Origin of the sequence: Geothrix edaphica, assembly GCF_030268045.1 — a bacterium.
Lineage (GTDB): Bacteria > Acidobacteriota > Holophagae > Holophagales > Holophagaceae > Geothrix > Geothrix edaphica.
In genome coordinates, this window is sequence record NZ_BSDC01000001.1 from 566134 (window position 1) to 586151 (window position 20018).

The following is a 20018-nucleotide window of genomic DNA, read 5'->3' on the forward strand; positions in this document are numbered from 1 at the left end:
TGTCCGTTCACTCCAGTCGGGCCTTCCGCTCGCCATCCCGCCAGCGCAGGCGCAGGGCCGCCCCGGCGGGCTGGGCCTGCGCCGCGGTCACGGGGTGTCCCTCGGCATCCAGGGCCAGCACGAAGCCTCGCTGGAGCGGGCCGGTGGGATCCAGGCCCCGCAGCCGTTCCCCCAGCACGGCCAGGCGCTGGCCCCGCTGCTGGAGGCCCCGCAGCACCGCCGGCGCCAGGGCGCGCTGGGCCGCATGCACCCGCGGCAGGTCCAGGTCCCCGGCGGCGCGCCCGGCGGCTTGGCCCAGGCGCTGGCGCAGCAGGGCGAGCCGCCCGCCGGCGGCATCCAGGCCGCGGCTGGGGTGGGCCAGGGCCAGGCGCTGGCCCAGGGCGGCCAGGCGCGTTTCAACCACCGCCAGGGGATCCGCCCGCTGGAGGCCGTGGTCCGTGAGCAGGTTGAGCGTCGTTTCCAGGCCCCGCAGACGCCAGGCGGTCTTGGCCGTCAGGGCTTCCACCCGCCGCCGCAGCTCCGCGCCCAGGGCCGCGCGGTCCGGCGTGGCCAGCTCCGCGGCCTGGCTGGGCGTGGCGGCGCGGCGGTCCGCCGCCAGGTCCACCAGCGTCGTGTCGATCTCATGCCCCACGCCGGTGATGACGGGGATGCGGCAGTCCACCACGGCGCGCACCAGCTCCGGATCGTTGAAGGCCCAGAGGTCCTCCAGGCTGCCGCCGCCCCGCACCAGCAGCAGGGCCTCGCAGCCCCAGTAGGGATCCTGGAGCTCCTGGATGGCCAGCAGCGTCTCCGGCACGCAGCGCTCGCCCTGGGCCGCCGCGGGGGCGATGAGCAGGTCGATGCCCGGCGCGCGGCGAGCCGTCACCTCCAGCACGTCGCGCAGGGCCGCGCCGCCGATGGCTGCCACGATGCCGAGCTTCTTCGGGAAGCGGGGCAGGGGGCGCTTGGGCCGGTCGAAGAGGCCCTGGGCGCGCAGGTCGGCCTCCAGCGCCCGCAGCCGCGCCTGCAGGTCGCCCACGCCCGCGGGCTCGCAGTGCGTGACCGCCAGCGTGATCGTCCCGCCCGCCACATAGAGGTTGAGGCTGCCCTTCAGCACCACCCGCTGCCCATCCGCCGGCCTGTGCTGGAGGAACCGCTGCTGCCCCGCCCACACCGCGCAGGACAGCGCCGCGCCCTCCTCTTTCAGCGTGAAGTACCAGTGCTTCCCCGAGCCCCGGAAATTCGACACCTCCCCCACCACGCACACCGCCGCGAACGGCGGCTCCAGCTTGGTCTTTACCTGCTCCAGCAGGCGCTTGACGGAGAGAGGCGCCGAGTCACTCATGGCTTGCGGAAGCGTCCCAGGCCCACCGTGAGCCCCGCGAAGACGGTGTATCGGGGCGCTCCTTGAGTCAGTCCCACATCCACGCCCGCATCCAGCACCAGCCGCTTCGACGCCTTGTAGGCTACGGCCCAGAGGTTGGAGGCGATGCGCGCATTCACCGGGGTGGCCTGGAGGGCGTAAAGTTCACCGGTGAGGGACCAGGCGTCGTTCAGGTTGCGGGTGATGGAAACGGTGCCCGCGGTCTGAGTGGCGCGGCCCCCTCCCGCATCGGGAGTGAGGCCGATCCAGGACTCCAGCAGGTTCACATCGATGTGGTAGGGCCCCGCATCCCGGCTGAACAGGAGGGTGAGAATGTCGATCGGGGCGCCGTTGCCGAGGCCCTGCGCCGACGAGGCCGTGGGGAAGGTGTGGGCCACCTGGATGGCCTGATCCATGCCGAACAGGCCATCGTGGAGGTAGCACCACTGCACGGCCAGATTGAAGTCACCCAACCCCGAGACTGCAGGCGCGCCCGCGGGTTCCAGGCGCAGGTAGCCCGGGCATGAGAGGCGAAGCTCCAGATCCTTCGCCAGACCCAATTTCAGGAGGGTGGGCGTTCCAAAGCTGGGGCCGTCGTCGCGGAGGGTGCTCCGCTGGAGACCCCATTCCAGCTCTGCGACGCCCGGCTGTGTGGTGAGGGCCGGATTGGCAAAGGTCGGCCGGTTGGGGTTCACCTCGATGGGTGGTTCCTCCGCCCGCAGAAAGCCGGAGAACATGAGGCAGAAGGCCAATGGGATGCGCATGGCCATTCAGGCTAGCGGATCTGGGTCCGGCCGGGGCCATGGGCCCGGGGGTTTTTGATGGCCTCGGTTGATCTACCTCGTAATACAATGGCGAACCATTCCATCCTTCCCATCGAGGTGGTTCCCATGCCTGGACGCGCCCTTCTCCTCCGCTGCCTGGTCCTCGCGTACGCCTGCACTGGCGTGGCGCAGGCCCAGACGAAACTGCTGCGCTTCCCGGACATCCACGGGGACAAGGTGGTCTTCACCTACGGGGGCGACCTGTGGACCGCCGCCAGCACGGGCGGTTCGGCCACGCGGCTGACGGCCCATCCGGGCCTGGAGCTGTTTGCGAAGTTCAGCCCCGACGGCAAGTGGATCGCCTTCACGGGCCAGTACGATGGTGATGAGCAGGTCTACGTGATGCCCAGCGAAGGCGGCATCCCCCGCCAGCTCACCTTTGATCCCGCCGCGGGCCCCATGCCGCCCCGGGGCGGTTACGACCACCAGGTGGTGGGCTGGACGCCGGATGGCTCCAGCGTGCTGTTCCGCGCCGGCAGCGACGCCGACGGCGTGCTGAGCCGCACGGCCCTCTACACCGTGAGCCTGAAGGGCGGCCTGCCGGCGAAGCTGCCCATGCCCACCGCGGGGCCCGGCACCTTCTCGCCCGACGGCAAGCGCATCGCCTACGCGCCCATGTTCCGCGACTTCCGCCACTGGAAGCGCTACCAGGGCGGCTGGGCGCAGGATCTCTACGTCTTCGACCTGGCCACGAAGGCGCAGAAGAAGATCGCCGCCAGCCCGCGCACCGAGCGCGATCCCATGTGGATCGGCGACAAGGTGTACTTCGCCTCGGACCGCGACGGCAAGCTGAACCTCTACGCCGTGGATCCCGCCACGGACGCCGTGCAGCAGCTCACCTTCCAGAAGACCTGGGACGTGCGCTGGCCCTCCAGCGACCACCAGTCGCGCATCGTCTACGAGCTGAACGGCGAGCTGCGGGTGATGAACACCCAGGACGGCAGCGACAAGGGCCTTGCCATCACGGTGCCCACGGATGGCGGCGCCTCGCGGCCCGCGCGCATCAGCGTGGAGCGCAACATCGAGGGCTTCGCCCTGTCGCCCAAGGGCGAGCGCGCCCTCTTCGTGGCCCGCGGCGACGTGTTCACCGTGCCCATCGAGAAGGGCCCCGTGCGCAACCTCACGAACAGCTCCGGCGCCCACGACCGGCAGGCCCGCTGGTCGCCGGACGGGAAGAAGGTGGCCTTCATCTCCGACCTGAGCGGCGAGGATCAGGTCTACCTCGTGGCGCAGGACGGCAAGGGAAAGTCCGAAGCGCTGACCTCCGGGCTGACGGCCCAGCTGAACGCCCTGCTCTGGGCGCCGGACGGGAAGCACCTGGCCTTCACGGACAAGGACGGCATCGTCTACGTCCTCGGCGTGGCCGACCGCAAGCTCACCAAGGCGGCGAAGGATCCCTTCGCGCGGGTGGGGGACCTGGCCTGGTCGCCGGACGGCCAGTTCCTGGCCTTCTCCCTGGCCAACCTGAACGGCACGCGCAGCCTCCAGGTCTGGGGCCTGGCGGACCAGCAGCTCCACCGCCTCACGGGCGAGCTGTTCCCCGTCACCGACCCCGCCTGGGATCCCGAGGGCAAGTACCTCTACGCCCTCAGCCGCCGGGACTACGCCCCGCAGATCAGCACCCTGGAGTTCGACTACGCGGGCAGCCGCAACCTGGACGTGGTGGCCTACGCCCTGCGGAAGGACGTGCCCCATCCCTTCCCGCCGGAGAGCGACGAGGTGGGTGTGACGCCTGAGAAGAAGGAGGACGGCCCGAAGAAGGAGGAGGGCGGGAAGAAGCCGGAGACCGCCAAGGCCCCGGCGGCGGCTGTGCGCATCGACTTCGACGGCTTCGAGCAGCGCGGCGTGCGCGTGCCCGTGCCCGCGGACAACCTGGCCGGCCTGGAGGCCGTGAAGGGCTTCCTCCTCTACAGCAAGCAGGAGCCCTTCGTGTACGGCGAGGCCAACGGCCGCCGGCCCGGCGGCGGCGGTCTCTGGATCTTCGACCTGAAGAAGCGCCAGGAGAGCGAGCTGCTGGCGGGCGCGCAGGGCTGGGTGCTGAGCCAGGACGGGAACAAGATCCTGGCCCGGGCCGGCCAGGGCCCCGCGGCCTCGTTCCAGCTCATCGACGCCAAGCCCAAGGCCACGGAGAAGAAGACCGTCTCCACGAAGGAGCTCTACGTGGACCGCATCCCCGCCGAGGAGTGGCGCGAGGTCTACGACGAGACCTGGCGGCGCTTCCGCGACTTCTTCTACGTGAAGAACATGCACGGCTACGACTGGAAGGCCCTGCGCGAGCAGTACCGCCCCTGGCTGCAGCACGTCACGCACCGCTCGGACCTGACCTACGTGCTGACGGAGCTCATCTCCGAGCTGAACATCGGCCACACCTACACCGAGGGCGGCGACCAGTTCCTGCCCGAGCGCGCCCGGGTGGGCCTGCCCGGCGCCCGCATCGAGCTGGATGCCGCCGCGGGCCGCTACCGCCTGGCCCAGATCTACCGCGGCCACAACGAAGAGCCCAAGTACCGCAGCCCGCTGACGGAGCCGGGCGTGGACGCCCGCGAGGGCGACTACATCCTCGCCATTGACGGCGTGGAGCTGAAGGCCGACACCAGCCCCTACCAGCTGCTGCGGAACAAGACCTTCTCGGTGACGCTGACGCTGAACGCCAAGCCCAGCCTCGAGGGGGCCCGGCAGGTCACCTACCAGCCCATCCAGAGCGAGGCCAGCCTGCGCTACCTGGACTTCGTGCTGCGCTCGAAGGAGACCGTGGACAAGCTCAGCGGCGGGAAGGTGGGCTACCTCCACATCCCCGACATGGGCGGCCCCGGCCTGTACGAGTTCATCAAGTGGTACTACCCGCAGATCCGCAAGGAGGGCCTGCTGGTGGACGTGCGCGCCAATGGCGGGGGCAACATCAGCCAGATGATCCTGGGCCGGCTCGGGAAGAAGCTGCTGGGCACGCGCTTCGGCTACGCGGGAGACATCCCCAGCACCTACCCCTCCACCGTGTTCCACGGCCCCATGGCGGCCCTCATCAGCGAGACCAGCGCCAGCGACGGCGACATCTTTCCCTACCACTTCCGCTTCGCGGGCCTCGGCCCCCTCATCGGCAAGCGCACCTGGGGCGGCGTTGTGGGCGGCGGCAACTCGCCCCTCATCGACGGCGGCAGCGTCTTCGTCCCGCAGTCCGGCACCAATGCGCCCACGGGCGAATGGATCATCGAGGGCGAGGGCGTGACCCCCGACATCGAGGTGGAGAACGATCCCGCGTCGATGCTGGCGGGCCACGACCGCCAGCTGGAGCGGGGCGTGCAGGAGGTGCTGAAGCGCATGGCCGAGAAGCCCATGCACCTGCCCAAGCGGCCGGCGGACCCCGTGAAAACGAAATAGGTCTGGTGGTCATACCACTGCGATTCGTGCCGGAAATATCCTGAGCAATAGATGTAACCACAAGGGCTGGAATCTCCCCGATTCCGGCCCTTGTGGCGAATAAACGCTTTTGGCTTGGTGGTCAGACCAAGGTTCGCTACTGTTCTGCAACTGATCCGGAGGTAGACAATGTTTCTCAGTGTCCTCGCAGCCACGCTGCCACTAATCGTTCTGCTCATCGGCATCCCGCTGCTGATGAAGCCCGCCGCGAAGGTGGCACCCATCGCCCTGCTGGTGACGGTGCTCGCGGCGATCCTCGTGTTCCACTTCCCGGCCAAGATCACGGTGCTGGCCGCCCTCCAGGGCGGGCTCACGGGCATCTTCCCCATCATGTACATCCCCTTCGGCGCGCTGGTGGTCTACAACGTGCTGAAGGCCACGGGCTGGATGGACAAGATGCAGGGCGCCATGGCGAACCTGACGGTGGACCGCCGCGCGCAGGCCCTGCTCATCGCCTTCGGCTTCGGCGCCTTCCTTGAGGGCATCTGCGGCTTCGGCGCCCCCGTGGCCATTCCCGCCAGCATCCTCATCGGCCTGGGCTACAACCCCATGATGGCCGCCCTGGTGTGCCTGGTGGCCAACACGGGCCCCGTGCCCTTCGGCTCCCTCGCTATCCCCACGGTGACGCTCGCCAAGACCACGGGCCTGGACGTGATGAAGCTCTCCCAGATGACGGGCCGCTTCATGGCGCCCCTGGCGCTCATCATGGCCTTCGCCACTGTGTACGCCATGTCCAAGTCCAAGGGCATGAAGGGCGCCCTGGGCACCATCCTGGTGTCGGGCCTCAGCTTCGCCATCACCGAGTTCCTCGTCTCCAACTTCATCGGCGCGGACCTCACCTCCGTGCTGGCGGGCCTGGTCTGCCTCGTGGCCACCGCCATCTACCTGAACTTCCAGAAGGGCGCCCAGCCCTGGCTCTTCGAGGGTGAGGCCCCGGCCACCGAGCAGCGGCGCGAGTTCCACGCGAAGGAGCTGTTCCTCTCCTGGCTGCCCTACCTGCTGCTGGCCGTGCTCGTCATCGCCGTGAACCTGCCCAGCACCAAGCCCCTCTTCAACGGCAGCGCCCCCGGCTGGAAGTGGGTGCTCCTCAAGGCCCAGATCTACAACCCCGGCAAGCTCTATGCGTTCACCTGGCTCCAGAGCCCCGGCACCATCATGCTCATCGCCGGCCTCATCGCCTTCCCCTTCATGGGCATCAGCTACGGCGTGATGGGCGAGCAGTTCGGCAAGACCTTCAAGCAGATGATCCCCTCCTTCATCGCGGTGGCCAGCATCCTCGCCATCGCCGAGGTGATGAACCTGGCCCTGCCCATCATCGACCCCAAGACCAAGCTGGCCGTGGTCGGCGACCTCGCCACCAAGCAGATCTCCATGGTGGCCACCATGGCCAACGGCATCGTCGCCCTGGTGAGCAAGCACGTGTATCCGTTCCTGAGCCCGCTCTTCGGCACCCTGGGCGTGTTCCTCACGGGCAGCAACACCTCGGCCAACGCCCTCTTCGGCAACCTGCAGAAGCTCACCGCCCAGGGCATGGGCCTGTCCGACATCCTCATGGCCTCGGCCGGCAGCGCGGGCGCCTCCGCGGGCAAGATGATCTCGCCCCAGAGCATCGTCATCGCCGCCACCGCCGTGGGCCTGGCCGGGAAGGAAGGCCTGATCATGCGCCAGACCATCAAGTACACGATCCCCTACGTGATCCTGCTGGGCCTCATGGTCTTCGGCTTCGCGTTCCTGTTCCCGGGGCTCGTCCCCTGACCTGCTGATCGACAACCGCCAAGACGCGAGAGCGTCTTGGCGGTCTTTTTAATCTTTGAATGCAACATGTGTATGTGAGGTGGGCCTATGCGCATCATCGTGGCTCCGGATTCCTTCAAGGGCAGCGTGTCGGCCCTCGGCGTGGCCGAGGCCATGGAGCGGGGCATCCATGTCGTGTTCCCGGCCGCGGAAGTGCTCAAGGTGCCCATCGCCGATGGTGGCGAGGGCACGGTCGAGGCCCTGGTGGCCGCCACGGGCGGGCGCCTCCTGTACGCGGGCGTGCGGGGGCCCCTGGGCGAGCCCGTGCGAGCCCACTGGGGCATCTCCGGCGACGGCACCACCGCGTTCATCGAGATGGCCTCGGCCTCGGGTCTGCCCCTGGTGCCGAAGGAACGCCGCGATCCCCGCAGCACCAGCACCTTCGGCACGGGCGAGCTGATGAAGGCGGCCCTGGACGCCGGCCTGCGCAAGCTCGTCATCGGCATCGGCGGCAGCGCCACCAATGACGGCGGCACGGGCATGGCCCGGGCCCTGGGTGTGCGCTTCCTGGATGCCGAGGGTCGCGAGCTGCTCGAAGGCGGTGCCGCCCTGGCGCGCCTGGCCCGCATCGATCTGTCGGGCCTGGACCCCCGCCTCGCCGAAGCCAGCGTCCTGGTCGCCTGCGACGTGGACAACCCCCTCTGCGGCCCGCGGGGCGCCTCGGCGGTCTACGGCCCCCAGAAGGGCGCCACGCCGGAGATGGTGCAGGAGCTGGATGCCGCCCTGGGCGTCTTCGCAGGGGTGGCCCAGGCCGCCACGGGCCGCGACATCGCGCTGCTGCCCGGCGCCGGGGCCGCCGGCGGCCTGGGCGCGGGCCTGCTCTTCTTCACGCCGGCCAGCCTGCGGCCCGGCGTGGCCATCGTGCTGGAAACCACGGGCTTCGACGCCCTGGTCCAGGGCGCGGATCTGGTCATCACCGGCGAAGGGCGCACGGATTTCCAGACGGCCATGGGCAAGGCGCCCGTGGGTGTGGCGGCGGTGGCCAAGCGCCACGGCGTGCCCGTGATCTGCATCGCCGGGGGCCTCGGCGACGGGGCGGACGACGTGCTGGCCCACGGCATCGACGCCCTCGCCACCGCCGTGCCCCAGCCCATGACCCTGGAGGCCTGCATGGGCCAGGGCGCCGTCCTCGTGGAGGCCGCCGCGGCCCGGGCCTGCCGCCTGGTGAAGGTGGGCATGGCCCTGCGTGGTTGACGCCCGGTAGCCTCGCCCCCTCGGCCAGAATCAATGTCATTGTCCCTACAGCCCACTGAGTGGAGATCCCCATGACGACGACCCTCGAGTTCCGTGACGCCGTTCGGTCCGCCTACCCGGATGTCTACACGCCGGAGGTGCTTCGTGCCCTCGACGTGCTGGCGCCCCTGGATGAGCGCCGCCGGGCGCGCATGGCGGCCCGGACCGCGCGGCGGAAGCAGCGGGCGGAGGCGCGCGAGCGCATCGCCTTCCTCGATCCGGAAGCGCTGATTCCGGGCACCCGGATCAAGGTGGCCGATGCCCGCGCCGGGAACTTCGATGGCGCCGTGATCCCGCCCGATCTCACCCGCCAGTGGATCCAGGGCACGGGGCCCGCCACCAAGCCGCGCTCCGATGTGCGCTCCGGCCTCCGCAACGTGGCCTATGCGCTGCTTTCCGGCGCGGACGGCTGGATGTTCGACGGCGAGGATGCGCTGGGCCAGGTGGACACCATGTCGCTGGACAACCACCGCAACCTAAAGCTCGCCATCGCCCGGGATCCCCTCTTCCTGGAAGTGGCCGAGGAGGTGGCCGGGGAGATGAACCGCTGGGCGGACGGCTTCTTCGGCCGCCCCATCATCGCCGACTGGCGCCAGCAGCTGGACTTCACCACGATCCTGTACCGCTGCCGGGGCCTCCACTTGGAGGACCGCCACATCCGCCGCGACGGGCACGGGTTCTCCGCCTCCATCGCCGACCTGGTGCTCTACGTGGTGAACAACCACGAGCGGCTGCGGGCCGCGGGCCGCAGCATCGTCCTCTACCTGCCCAAGACCCAGACCGCCGAGGATGCCGCCCTCTGGAACGACATGCTGCTGGCCCTGGAGGGCCACCTGGGCCTGCCCGTGGGCACCATCAAGTGCTACGTGCTGGTGGAGCAGCTGGAGCAGTGCTTCCAGCTCATGGAGATCCGCGCGGCGCTGTCACCGCACTTCGTGGGCTTCAACACCGGCCGTTGGGACTACATCAACAGCGTGTCGGACGCCCTGGCCTGGGACCGCGAGTTCGTGAATCCCAACATCCAGGCCATCACCATGACCTACGGCTACATGCGGACCTACGAGGACCGCGTGCGCCGGGCCATGAACACGCCGGACCGGAACGGGCGCTTCGCGCTCTGGCAGGGCGGCATGGAACCCAACATCCCCGTGGGCAGCGAGGAGGGCGTGGCGGCCAGCATGAAGCGCGCCGTGGCCGGCGCCGAGCGCGAGCAGCGCGAGGGCGCCTCCGGCAAGTGGGTGGCCCACTGGAAGATGGTGCACATCGTGCGGCCCGTGTGGGAGCGCGTGGGCGAAGCCAACCAGATGGGCCGCGCCTTCCCGGCGCTGACCTACGGCCCCGCGGACGCGGCGGGCCTGATGCAGCTGGAGGAGGCGCCCCGCACCATCGCCGGCGCCCGCGACCTGCTCTCCGTGGCCCTCCAGTACGGCAACGCCTTCCTGCGCGGCTTCCAGGCGGCTGCGCTGAAACCGGCGGACTTCTTCGGCAACGACGATGTGCTCTACCTCATGGAGGACATGGCCACGGGCGAGATCCGGGTCTCCATCCTGTGGGAGTGGCTGCACAAGGGCGCGGTCTTCACCGAGGCCGACGCCGCCACCGGCACCGCCGCCGGGGACGCCTTCACGCCGGCCCTCTTCGCCCGGCTGCTGGAGGAGGAGTACGCCAAGCTCCGCCAGGCCGGCAACCGCGATGTCCACGACGACTCCAAGAACACCACCCTCCCCATCGCCCGCGCCATCGTCCAGACCTATGTCCAGAGCAAGGTCAAGGCTCCCTGGTACGTGGACCTGCTCAACCTGAATCTGGGCCTGGAGGACCTGGCCGTGGCCGAACAGCGCATCGCCCGGTTCTTCGAGACCTTCAAGCAGGACGGCACCCGGATCACGGAGAACCTGGATTTCTGAAGGGAATGCGGCGAGAGGATTAACAGGATGAATGGCAGGATGAACAGGATTCAAGCCTGTCGCTGTCAGGCTGGCTGACCCGGTTCTTCATGCCGATGCTCCTGGGCCTGTCTGCCGGGGAAGTGGGTTGTCGCGCAGTCTGGGCACAGGCCGTGGGTGAGGGCCGTGCCCGCCACTTCCAGGCAACGCGGCTCCCCGGGAAGCCAGGCCCCGGCCTGGTCGCGGACCTTCCCGCACCAGCCGCAGACAGGGACCAGCGCACCCGGGGCGCGGCGGCCCGCGCAGGCAGCAGCCGGCTGACTCGAGACATGACTCATCGGGAAGGCTCCGGGGCTTCCGGAAGGTCGCCAGACCTTCATCCTGAAACCCATCCATGATGGTGGCGGCACAAGGATGTTTTGACAGTGATCTACGGCACGAGCCGTGAGCCTACCTGCGGTCAGGCTCTCAACGGGGCCGCGAAGGTCCGCGGGGTGGGGTGGTCGTCCTCGCTGCCGGGAAGCTGCTGACAGCCATCATCGAAGTGATGAGAGCCGGCTTCATTTTGATCGGGCAGGCCCAGCCACCGAGTCGGATGATGTTTTATAAAATATTTTAAAATAATTACTTATAGAACGGTTTGGTTTATGCACATGCCCCGGCACATCGGGGGCGGACATCAAACACGAGAGCCTGAATCGACCTGGCCGAAGCCCACCCTCGGGAGGGCTTGGCGTCGGTCGAATTCCGAAGGCTCAACCCTTCCATCCGTGTTTCAAAGCCTCGTTCATCCAGCAACCGGCATTCCTGCCCTCACCCCAAAAAGGACCGAACATGACCATCAAGCTGAACAAGAACCTTGCGATCCCCACGGGCCTTGCGTTGGCCATGGGCTTGGCCGCCTGGTCACCGTCCCTGGCGCAATCCACCGAGCCTGCGAAGGCGAAGAAAATGACGATGGAGCACTCCAAGACAGAGCACTCCAGGAAGATGATGGACCGTTGCCACGACATGATGGCCACCATGAAGGCCCAGGATGCTGAGCTGGCGGCTCTGGTTGCCAGCATGAACAGCGCGCCGAAGGACTCCAGGGTGGATCTGATGGCCGACATCATCACCAAGCTGGCAGATCAGCGGGCTGCCATGCACGCCCGGATGGCGGAAATGCATATGGAGATGATGAAGCACATGCAGATGGGCGAAGGCGCCACGCCGCACCATTCCATGAAGAAGGAGATGGAGAAGAAGACCGGGGAGCGGCCATGAGCGAATCGAAGACCTTCTCCAAAGACCCCACGTGCGGGATGAGTGTCGATGAAGCCACCGCGCTTCATTCAGAACGGGACGGGAAGACCTACTATTTCTGCAGCGAAATGTGCCAGGAAAGGTTCCAGTCCCTGTCCGCCGGTACCACCGAAACCTGCAACGGCTGACGTCCGCACCCTGGCGGGACTGCAAAATTCGATTTCAGGCTTTCTTTGGATTCACGCCTTTTGCAGTTCCGCCGCGAAGGCCTGCAGGGCGCGGTAGTAGGGATCGATGCTCGGGATGTAGTGGCGCTCTCCGGCGGCGTGGGGGCCGATGCCGGACTGGCCCCAGACCACGCCCTGGCCCTTGGGGGCAAAGCGGGCGGAGGTGCCGGCGCCCTTGCGGCCCAGGCGGATCTCGCCGCCGGCGGCTTCGATGCCCGCCAGCAGGGCCTTGAGGTAGGGGTTCTCGGGATCGCAGGCCACGCCGGGCTCCCAGGCGGAGGGCACGAACTCCAGGTCTCGCTTCTCCGCCAGGGCCACGATGTCGGCGCGCAGCCCTGAGATGTCGTCCTGGGGGATGGGGCGGATCTCCACACCCAGGGCGCCGCGATCCGGCGTGATGTTGAAGATGCCGGGCGTGCCCACCTGGATGTAGGCGAAGCGGGCCAGGGACTGCCAGCCGTCCGAGGCCTTCAGGGTGAGGCGCTTGCCGAACAGCTCGCGCAGGGCCTCCCGCGCACCCAGGAGGCGCTCCGTGAGGTCGCTGCCCCCCGCCAGGCCGCTGTGGCCGCGGGTGCCATGGGCCACGAACTCGAACCGCAGCACGCCGCGGTTCTGGGTGCAGACTTCGCCCCACAACTCGGTGCCCTTCTCGCCCGTGCGCTCGCCGGCCACGAAGAAGGACGGCTCATAGCCCCACTCCTCCTTCAGCTGCTGCAGCACATGGGGGGTGCCCATGGGCTCCAGCTCGCCGTTCTCCTCGTTGCCCACCAGGAGCAGGTTCACGGGCGGGTAGGGGGCGCCCTTCTTGAGGGTGTCCTTCATCCAGACGAGGTAGGTGGAGAGCACGGTCTTCATGTCCGCGGCGCCGCGGCCCCAGAGGTAGTCGCCCTCGATCTTCGGCTCGAACTGGCTGTCGTCGGGTTCCGGCTCCACCACGTCGAAGTGGCCGCAGAGCATGGCCGGGGCCTTCTCGCCGCCGGGGAAGTGGGCCAGCACCGCGGGGAAGGTGGCCTGGTCGAAGTAGCGCACGGGCACGCCGTGGTTGCGGAGGTAGTCGTAGATGAAGGTGGCCGCCCGGTGGATCTCGGGCATGCGCTCCTCGGGGCAGGCGGTGACGCTGGGGATGCGGATCAGGCGCTGGGACACGGACAGCACCTCTGCGGTCTTGTCCGCGAAGCCGGATTCCACCAGGGTTTCGGGCCGGGGCCGGAAGCGCACGGGGGCCCGGGGATCGAGGTGCACTTCATCGCGGGCGTGCTCCACGAAGTCCTGGAGTTTGTTCTGCTCCGCGCCGAGGTCGGCCAGGTGGGCGGTGACGGTCTCCACCTCGTCGCGGACCTGGACCTTCCGCGCCTCGGCCAGTTCGACGAGCAGGGCCGGCGGCACGATGTCCGAGGTGCCGAGCTTCGCCTGCAGGCGCTGGCGGATCTTCTCGGCGGTGCTGGGCGCGCCTTCAACCATGTCGCGCAACGGCTGGAGGTCCTCCCAGAAGCCCAGGGCCTCGGCCATGGGCCGCAGCTGGTTGAGGGTCCAGGCCAGGAATGGGCGCATGGCCACGGGCTTGGCGGTGAGGGGATCCTCGATGACGGCGTTCAGGCCCTCCCTGGCGGCCAGCTCCTCGTTGCGGCGGGCCCGGGTGATGTCCTCGGCGTCGTAGCGGAAGCCGCGGGCGAAGTCGGGATCGGCGTAGAAGCGGAGCAGCAGCAGGTGCTTGAGGGTGAGGTTCGCCACGTCGAGGGCCAGCTCGTGGCCGGGGTCGTCCGTGCGCACTTCCACGCGGGCCATGGGCAGGTCGATGCGCGCGAAGAGGTTCTGCCGCTCGATCTGCGCGGCCATGTCCTCCACGTTGCGCGTCTCGCCGGCGGCGAAGAGGCCCCGGGCGTAGATGTCGTGCAGCTGGTCGCTGGTGACCTGGATGAGGCGCTCCACGGGCTCGGCCTGGGAGCGGGCGCGCACGGGGATCCAGTTGTTGTTGCCGAAGCGGACGCCGCGCCGCACCAGGTCGTAGGACAGGCGCAGGTAGTCGGCGTGGCTGCGGTTCAGGTCCGGCATGTCCAGGGCCGGCGGGTTGGGGAAGGTGAGGTTCCGCACCGATTCGTAGGGCGTGAGCCGCACCACGGGCCTGCCGTCCTCCTCCGAGGCCTGGAGGGGCGTGCTGGCGCTGGTGGCGATGAAGAGCGCCGCGAAGGCCCGCATGAGCCGCGTGCCCGTGATGTAGACCTGGTTCTTGTAGTCGTCCAGGTGCCGGTCGCCGCGCTCGGAGGCGGGCAGGTGCATGAAGTCCCAGGCCAGCATGGGCTCGGGCAGGCTGAGGTTCGAGTGGGTGCCCGCGGTGGCCAGCTCGGTGCCGTACAGCTCGACGCAGCGCTGGAGGTAGCGCCGCTTGGCCAGGTGCCAGGACATGGGCACGCAGTCGGGCCCGATCTCCGGCAGCACGAGCAGGTTCCCGTGCCAGTAGTGCAGGGGTTCCCCGAAGGCGCGGCCCGCCTTGTAGAGGGCGTTGATGAGGGCGGCCTCAAGCAGGCGGCCTTCGTACACCGCGCCCCGGGGGGTGTGGTAGGGCCGCGTGACCCACTCGATCATCCAGTGGAAGACCTCCAACTGGTGGTACTCCTCGGTCCAGGGCGCCAGCACCTTGGTCCGCAGGTGATCGACGAAGGACATGCGGTCCGGCCCCGTGCCCACGGTGAGCAGGGGGCGGAACTGCGGATCCACCAGGTTCCACTCCAACTCCAGCCCGCAGAGGCCGCCCGAGGGACGGGTCTCCAGCGCCGTCTGGCGCGCCAGCTGGAACTTCTCGACGAAGGCGTTCAGGTCGAACACTAGCCCTCCAGACTCTTCAGCGCCGCCACGAGCCGCTCGGCGGCACCCCGGGTGCGCTCGACGGGGGTGGCGTAGGAGAAGCGGATCCACTCGGCGCCGTAGGGGCTGAAGAAGGCGCCGGGAACGACGGCCACGCCGTGCTCCTCGGCCAGGTACTGGCCCATGGGCTCGGAGTCGGCCCAGCCTTTGGCCGCGAAGGCATCCGCCACCTTGATGAAGGCGTAGTAGCCCTGCCCGATGATGTGGGTGAGCTGCTGCTCCTTGAGGAAGCCGCGCAGCCAGGCGCGGCTGGCGCGGGTGGGCTCGGCGATGGGCGCGGAGGCGGCGGCGAAGCCCTTCTCGTAGGCGGCCATGGCCACGGCCAGGCTGAAGAAGGAGGGGATCACGGTGTGCGAGGCCTGGGCCACGATGACCTTGACCACCTCCGCGTCCGCCAGCAGGTGGCAGTTGCGGATGTTGGAGGCGCCGAGGCTCTTGGTGAGGCCGTCGAGCACCATCAGGCGCTTGCGCATCGCGGGCTCGAAGGCGCGCAGGAGGACGTTCACGTCGTAGGGCTCGCCATCCCCCACCGCGTGGTACATCCAGTCGAAGAGGACGTAGGCCACGCCGGCTTCCAGCGCAGTGCGGGCCAGGGCGATCTGGCGCTCCAGCGTGAGCGTCTGGCCCGTGGGGTTGTCGGGGCTGGTGATGACGAGGCCCGCCACCTTGCGGCTCGACTTCGCGGCTTCGGTGACGCAGGCGCGGATGCCGTCCTCGGAATAGGCCCAGCCTTCCTCCGCCCGGCCCGGGGCCCACATCACATTGGCGCCGATGCCGTACGGCCCCCAGTTGTAGCTGATCCAGGGCACGCGGCTGACCACGATCACGTCGCCCTGGCGGCCGTGGCCCAGGGCCAGCATGGCCTGGTAGGCCTTCTGCAGGCCGTCGCGGCCGCCCTGGGTGCCGATGACATTGGCCGTGCCCCAGCCGGTGTCCGGCGCGAGCTTCCAGTACTGCTCGGCCACGGCCTTGCGGTAGGCCTCGGTGCCGAAGGGCATGTCGTAGGCGGTGCCGTGCTGCTTCTGCAGCTCGAAGGCGCGGTCCAGCAGCGCCCCGGGCACGCCGGGGAGCGAGGCCCCGCCGTCGCCCTGGCTGGCGTCGAAGACCGGCGCGCCGGGCTGCTTCTCCTGGAAGACCTTCAGCGACTTGTTGATGAGGAACATGCGGGAGGCGGGAATCGGCGCCAGCTGTTTCAGGTGATCGCTCACCGGGACGAGATTGGCCTCAGGCACGGCGAAGGCGGGCGTTTCAGGGGAGAGCAGGGCAGCCATGGATCCTCCCGATACGAAAAAGTCGCCCCTGCGGCAACCCGGGGGCGACAAGCATTGGTTAAGATTACCAGTCCGGGCCATGGGCTCAAGTTATAGAACGTTATATATCAATAAATGATGGTTATGGTTCGCTGGTGAAATCCAGGTGCCGGAACGGCCGGCCCGAGGGCCCTGTGTAGTCCTCCACGCACTGCCCATGCCCCAGGAGGAGGTACCGGTAGCTGAGCAGGCCTTCGAGCCCCACGGGCCCGCGGGCATGGATGCGCCCGGTGCTGATGCCCACCTCGGCGCCGAAGCCGTACCGGTAGCCGTCGGCGAAGCGTGTGGAGGCGTTGTGGAAGACGCCCGCCGCATCGACCTCGGCCAGGAAGCGGGCCGCGGCCCGGGGATCTCTCGTCACGATGGCCTCCGTGTGGCCGCTGCCGTGGGCGCGGATGTGGGCCAGGGCCGCATCGAGATCCGCCACCACCTTCAGGGCCAGGATGGGGGCGCCGTACTCCGCATCCCAGTCGGCTTCCGTGGCCGGGCCGAGGGTGGGCACCAGCTCCAGGCAGGCGGGGCAGCCCCGCAGCTCCACGCCCCGGGGGGCGAGGTCCGCCGCCAGGGCCGGCAGCAGACGGGCCGCGGCCCGGCGGTGGATCAGCACCGTCTCCACCGCGTTGCAGGCCGCCGGGTACTGCAGCTTCGCGTCCCGCACCAGGGCCACGGCCATGGCCGTCTCCGCGGCCTCGTCGAGGTACATGTGGCAGATGCCGTCGGCGTGCCCCAGCACGGGGATCCGGGTGGCGGCCTGGAGGCTCTGCACCAGCTCCCGGGAGCCGCGGGGGATCACGAGGTCCACCAGGTCGGGACGCTGCAGCAGGACTGCCACGGCCTCGCGGTCCGGCAGGCCCTGGACCGCGGCGTCCGGCAAGCCGGCTTCCGCCAGGGCCTGCTGGATCACGGCCAGGAGCGCGGCGTTGGAGCGGCGGGCCTCGCGGCCGCCCTTGAGCAGGACCGCATTGCCGCTCTTGAGGGCCAGGGCGCTGATCTGGACCAGGGCGTCGGGCCTCGCTTCGAACACGACGCAGAGCACGCCCAGAGGGCAGCTCACGCGGGTGAGCTCGAGGCCGTCATCCAGCAGCCGGCGCAGCTGGACCCGGTGCAGGGGATCGGGCAGGGCGGCCACGGCGCGCACGCCCTGGGCCATGGCGGCCAGCTTGGGGGCATCCAGGTGGAGCCGCTGGAGGGTGGCGGCGGGGAGGGTGTCCCCGGCGGCGCGGACATCCTCTTCATTCGCCGCGAGGAGGACGTGGGCCTGGCGCTCCAGCAGGTCGGCCAGCCGCAGGAGTGCCGTCGATCGGAGCCCGGAGGAGGTGGTCGCCAGGCGCCGCGATGCCTCGCGGGCGGCCTGGGCCATGGCCTGGATCTGGAGGGGGCTGAGGGCTGCTTCGCTCATGGCTGGACTCCCCTGGGGGCGGCGAGGAAGAGGGTGCCGACGGGCTCGCCTGCCAGGATCTGGTCGAGGATCCCGACGGCGAGGCCCGAGGCCAGCACCACGGGCACGCCGGCCTTCGCCGCGGCCCGGGCCGCCGCCACCTTGCTGACCATGCCGCCCCGCCCGCGGCCCGAGGTGCCGTCGAGCCTGGCCTGGGGATCGGCCCCGAAGGGGATCTCGGTCAGGGGCCTCGCGTCCGCATGCAGCCCGGGGTTCCGGGTGTGGAGGGCAGTGACGTCCGAGAGGAGGATCAGCAGATCGGCCTCGAGATGCGCGGCGACGAGGGCCGACAGATGGTCGTTGTCGCTGAAGATCGGCCGCCGGCCGGGGGAGGGGCGCTCCAGCTCCAGGGTGGACACGGTGTCGTTCTCGTTGAGCACGGGGATCGCCCCCAGTTCCAGCAGGGTCTCGAGGGTGCGCCGAAGGTTGGCGTGGCGGAGGGGATCGGCGAAGTCGTCTTCCGTGAGCAGCACCTGGGCGGCGCACAGGCCCATGCGGGCGAAGCCCTCCTGGTAGATGGACATGAGCTGGCCCTGGCCGGCCGCGGCGCAGGCCTGCTTCTGCGACAGGCCCTCGGGCTGGATGCCGAGCTGCCGGGCGCCGAGCCCCACGGCGCCAGAGGATACCAGCACGGGCTGGGCGCCCTGCCGGCGCAGGGTCGCCACGGTTTCCATCAGTCCGTACAGGCGGCTCAGGGCCGGCCGGCCTTCGTTGTCCAGCACCACCTGCGTGCCGAGCTTCAGCACGATCCGCCTGGCCTTGGAAAGGTCCGTCCGGGCGGCGGAGGCTTCGAGTCTGTGGATCATGGGACCTGCCGAAAGCAAAACCCCCGGGCTGGTGGGCACCGGGGGCGGGTGAGCGGATCGTATGGACGACGGACTCAGACCCCTCCCACCGGAATGCCGGGGATGGGCTGGCTGGGGATCGGGTTGAGGGTCGCGACAGGAATCATGGTGTGCCAAGTGTGCCGAAGCGGGGCGGCAGGCGCAATGGAGAATGGCGGATCAGTTCGCGGCCAGCTGCAGAGCCTCCCACACCGCCTCGACGTGGCGCCGCTCGGTGGCCTCCGCCCCGATGCTCACGCGGAGCATCTGCCGCCCCTTGAGTAGCGCGGGCGTGAGGTAGGCCTTGCCGCCCTCGTTGATGCGCCGGGCGATCTCCAGGTTGTGGGCGGTGAGGGAGGCCTCGTCCAGGCCGGGCTTGAGATGGCGGAGGCAGACGGTCTGGAGGGGCACCGGGGCCAGGCGCTCCCAGTCCGGGGCGGCGTCCACCTGGTCCTTGAGCCACTGGGCATTGTCCAGGTCGCGCCGGATGCGGGCCTGGAGGCCCTCCACGCCGACATCCATGAGGTAGAACCAGAGCTTGAGCGCCCGGAAGCGGCGGCCCAGCTGGATGTGCCAGTCGCGGAAGTTGCTCACCTGGCCGTCCTGGGCCGTACGCAGGTAGCTGGGGTTGGTGCTCATCACGCGGATGAGGTGCTGGGGATCGCGCACGTAGTAGGCGCTGAGGTCGAAGCCCACGCCCATCCACTTGTGGGGGTTGAAGACCAGGCTGTCGGCCCGCTCGATGCCCTCCCACATCCAGCGGCACTCGGGCAGCACCATGGCCGTGCCCGCGAGGGCCGCGTCCACGTGGAGCCACATCCCGTGCCGTTCCGCCAGGTCCGCCAGGGCCGGCAGGGGGTCCAGGGCCGTGGTGCCCGTGGTGCCGATGGCCGCGACCAGAGCGCAGGGGCGCAGGCCGATCTCGATGTCCTTCCCGATGGCGGCCTGGAGCAGGTCGAGCCGGACGGCGTGATTCTCATCCGTGGGGATGAGGCGGAGGAAGCTGCGGCCGAAGCCCGCCAGCAGCGCGGCCTTCTCGATGGAGCTGTGGCCCTGGTCCGTGGCGTAGACCACCAGGGGCGCCTCGCCGCTCTGGAGGCCTTCGGTGTTCTGGGCGTAGTCCGAGACCTTCTCCCGGGCGCAGAGCAGGGCCGTGAACGTGGCGGTGCTGGCGGTGTCGTGGATGACGCCGGTGAAGGCCGTGCTCAGGCCCACCATCTGGCGCAGCCAGTCCATGACCACTTCCTCGACTTCCGTGGCGGCGGGGCTGGTCTGCCAGCTCATGCCCTGGGCACCCAGGCCCGAGGCGGCCAGGTCGCCGAGGATCGAGCTGTAACTGGTGTTGCTGGGGAAGTAGGCGAAAAAGGATGGATGGTTCCAGTGGGTGATGCCGGGCATCACGTCCCGCTCCAGGGCCGCCAGGGCCTGGGCCACGCGGCCCCCGTGGAGGGGCGGGTGGTCCGGGAAGGCCGCCCGGATCTCGCCGGGCTTCACCTGGCTCATGACGGGCAGGCGCTCGAGGCCTTCGCGGTAGTCTGCGATCCAATCCACGAGCTGGTAACCGAGGCGGCGGAATTCTTGGGCGTCCATGGTCCCTAGTTTCGCCGCATCCCGGCCGC

General features: G+C 69.3%; 13 protein-coding genes. 6 read left to right on the forward strand and 7 right to left on the reverse strand.

Going from position 1 to position 20018, the window contains the following annotated elements; genetic code table 11:
* Nucleotides 1–7: 7 nt before the first annotated feature.
* Together xseA and QSJ30_RS02580 are read right to left on the reverse strand one after the other, a co-directional pair.
* On the reverse strand, nt 8–1324 hold the full coding sequence (gene xseA, locus QSJ30_RS02575) for an exodeoxyribonuclease VII large subunit (RefSeq protein ID WP_285606219.1): 1317 nt from the start codon (nt 1322–1324) through the stop codon (nt 8–10).
* On the reverse strand, nt 1321–2106 hold the full coding sequence (locus QSJ30_RS02580) for a transporter (RefSeq protein ID WP_285606220.1): 786 nt from the start codon (nt 2104–2106) through the stop codon (nt 1321–1323). The genes xseA and QSJ30_RS02580 overlap by 4 nt, the downstream gene beginning before the upstream one ends.
* Before the next feature lie 126 nt (nt 2107–2232).
* Between QSJ30_RS02580 and QSJ30_RS02585 the strand changes: the two genes are divergently transcribed.
* From QSJ30_RS02585 to QSJ30_RS02610, 6 genes are all read left to right on the forward strand, one after another.
* Entirely contained in the window at nt 2233–5541 is a 3309-nt protein-coding gene (locus tag QSJ30_RS02585; protein ID WP_285606221.1) for a S41 family peptidase, read from the forward strand.
* A 168-nt stretch (nt 5542–5709) separates the two neighbouring features.
* Complete coding sequence (locus QSJ30_RS02590; RefSeq protein WP_285606222.1) at nt 5710–7335, forward strand: L-lactate permease; 1626 nt, start codon at nt 5710–5712, stop codon at nt 7333–7335.
* 87 nt (nt 7336–7422) lie between these two features.
* Nucleotides 7423–8568: a glycerate kinase gene (locus tag QSJ30_RS02595; protein ID WP_285606223.1), complete on the forward strand. Its 1146-nt coding sequence runs from the start codon at nt 7423–7425 to the stop codon at nt 8566–8568.
* 71 nt (nt 8569–8639) lie between these two features.
* Nucleotides 8640–10514, forward strand: a complete 1875-nt coding sequence (locus tag QSJ30_RS02600) for an aldolase/citrate lyase/malate synthase family protein (protein WP_285606224.1) — start codon at nt 8640–8642, stop codon at nt 10512–10514.
* Nucleotides 10515–11327: 813 nt separating this feature from the next.
* The gene (locus QSJ30_RS02605) at nt 11328–11759 is read left to right on the forward strand and encodes a hypothetical protein (RefSeq protein ID WP_285606225.1); all 432 of its coding nucleotides are present in this window, start codon (nt 11328–11330) and stop codon (nt 11757–11759) included.
* Entirely contained in the window at nt 11756–11926 is a 171-nt protein-coding gene (locus QSJ30_RS02610; RefSeq protein WP_285606226.1) for a YHS domain-containing protein, read from the forward strand. The genes QSJ30_RS02605 and QSJ30_RS02610 overlap by 4 nt, the downstream gene beginning before the upstream one ends.
* Nucleotides 11927–11977: 51 nt before the next feature.
* On the opposite strand, the gene QSJ30_RS02615 is transcribed toward QSJ30_RS02610, so the two are convergent.
* The 5 genes from QSJ30_RS02615 to QSJ30_RS02635 form a co-directional block, all read right to left on the reverse strand.
* Nucleotides 11978–14788 carry a M20/M25/M40 family metallo-hydrolase gene (locus QSJ30_RS02615; RefSeq protein ID WP_285606227.1) on the reverse strand — a complete coding sequence of 937 codons (2811 nt, stop codon included), beginning with the start codon at nt 14786–14788 and terminating at the stop codon, nt 11978–11980.
* On the reverse strand, nt 14788–16098 hold the full coding sequence (locus QSJ30_RS02620; protein ID WP_285606228.1) for an aminotransferase class I/II-fold pyridoxal phosphate-dependent enzyme: 1311 nt from the start codon (nt 16096–16098) through the stop codon (nt 14788–14790). Before QSJ30_RS02620 ends, QSJ30_RS02615 begins: the two co-directional genes overlap by 1 nt.
* A gap of 121 nt (nt 16099–16219) precedes the next feature.
* Complete coding sequence (locus QSJ30_RS02625) at nt 16220–17536, reverse strand: glutamate-5-semialdehyde dehydrogenase (RefSeq protein WP_285606229.1); 1317 nt, start codon at nt 17534–17536, stop codon at nt 16220–16222.
* Nucleotides 17533–18381, reverse strand: a complete 849-nt coding sequence (gene proB / locus QSJ30_RS02630; protein WP_285606230.1) for a glutamate 5-kinase — start codon at nt 18379–18381, stop codon at nt 17533–17535. The genes QSJ30_RS02625 and proB overlap by 4 nt, the downstream gene beginning before the upstream one ends.
* A gap of 198 nt (nt 18382–18579) precedes the next feature.
* On the reverse strand, nt 18580–19989 hold the full coding sequence (locus QSJ30_RS02635) for a pyridoxal phosphate-dependent decarboxylase family protein (RefSeq protein ID WP_285606231.1): 1410 nt from the start codon (nt 19987–19989) through the stop codon (nt 18580–18582).
* Nucleotides 19990–20018 lie beyond the last annotated feature (29 nt).

Bases quoted from the DNA above. Each gene is read 5' to 3' on its own strand.
- xseA (WP_285606219.1), bottom strand. From the start codon at position 1,324: ATGAGTGACTCGGCGCCTCTCTCCGTCAAGCGCCTGCTGGAGCAGGTA.
- QSJ30_RS02580 (WP_285606220.1), bottom strand. From the start codon at position 2,106: ATGCGCATCCCATTGGCCTTCTGCCTCATGTTCTCCGGCTTTCTGCGG.
- QSJ30_RS02585 (WP_285606221.1), top strand. From the start codon at position 2,233: ATGCCTGGACGCGCCCTTCTCCTCCGCTGCCTGGTCCTCGCGTACGCC.
- QSJ30_RS02590 (WP_285606222.1), top strand. From the start codon at position 5,710: ATGTTTCTCAGTGTCCTCGCAGCCACGCTGCCACTAATCGTTCTGCTC.
- QSJ30_RS02595 (WP_285606223.1), top strand. From the start codon at position 7,423: ATGCGCATCATCGTGGCTCCGGATTCCTTCAAGGGCAGCGTGTCGGCC.
- QSJ30_RS02600 (WP_285606224.1), top strand. From the start codon at position 8,640: ATGACGACGACCCTCGAGTTCCGTGACGCCGTTCGGTCCGCCTACCCG.
- QSJ30_RS02605 (WP_285606225.1), top strand. From the start codon at position 11,328: ATGACCATCAAGCTGAACAAGAACCTTGCGATCCCCACGGGCCTTGCG.
- QSJ30_RS02610 (WP_285606226.1), top strand. From the start codon at position 11,756: ATGAGCGAATCGAAGACCTTCTCCAAAGACCCCACGTGCGGGATGAGT.
- QSJ30_RS02620 (WP_285606228.1), bottom strand. From the start codon at position 16,098: ATGGCTGCCCTGCTCTCCCCTGAAACGCCCGCCTTCGCCGTGCCTGAG.
- QSJ30_RS02625 (WP_285606229.1), bottom strand. From the start codon at position 17,536: ATGAGCGAAGCAGCCCTCAGCCCCCTCCAGATCCAGGCCATGGCCCAG.
- proB (WP_285606230.1), bottom strand. From the start codon at position 18,381: ATGATCCACAGACTCGAAGCCTCCGCCGCCCGGACGGACCTTTCCAAG.
- QSJ30_RS02635 (WP_285606231.1), bottom strand. From the start codon at position 19,989: ATGGACGCCCAAGAATTCCGCCGCCTCGGTTACCAGCTCGTGGATTGG.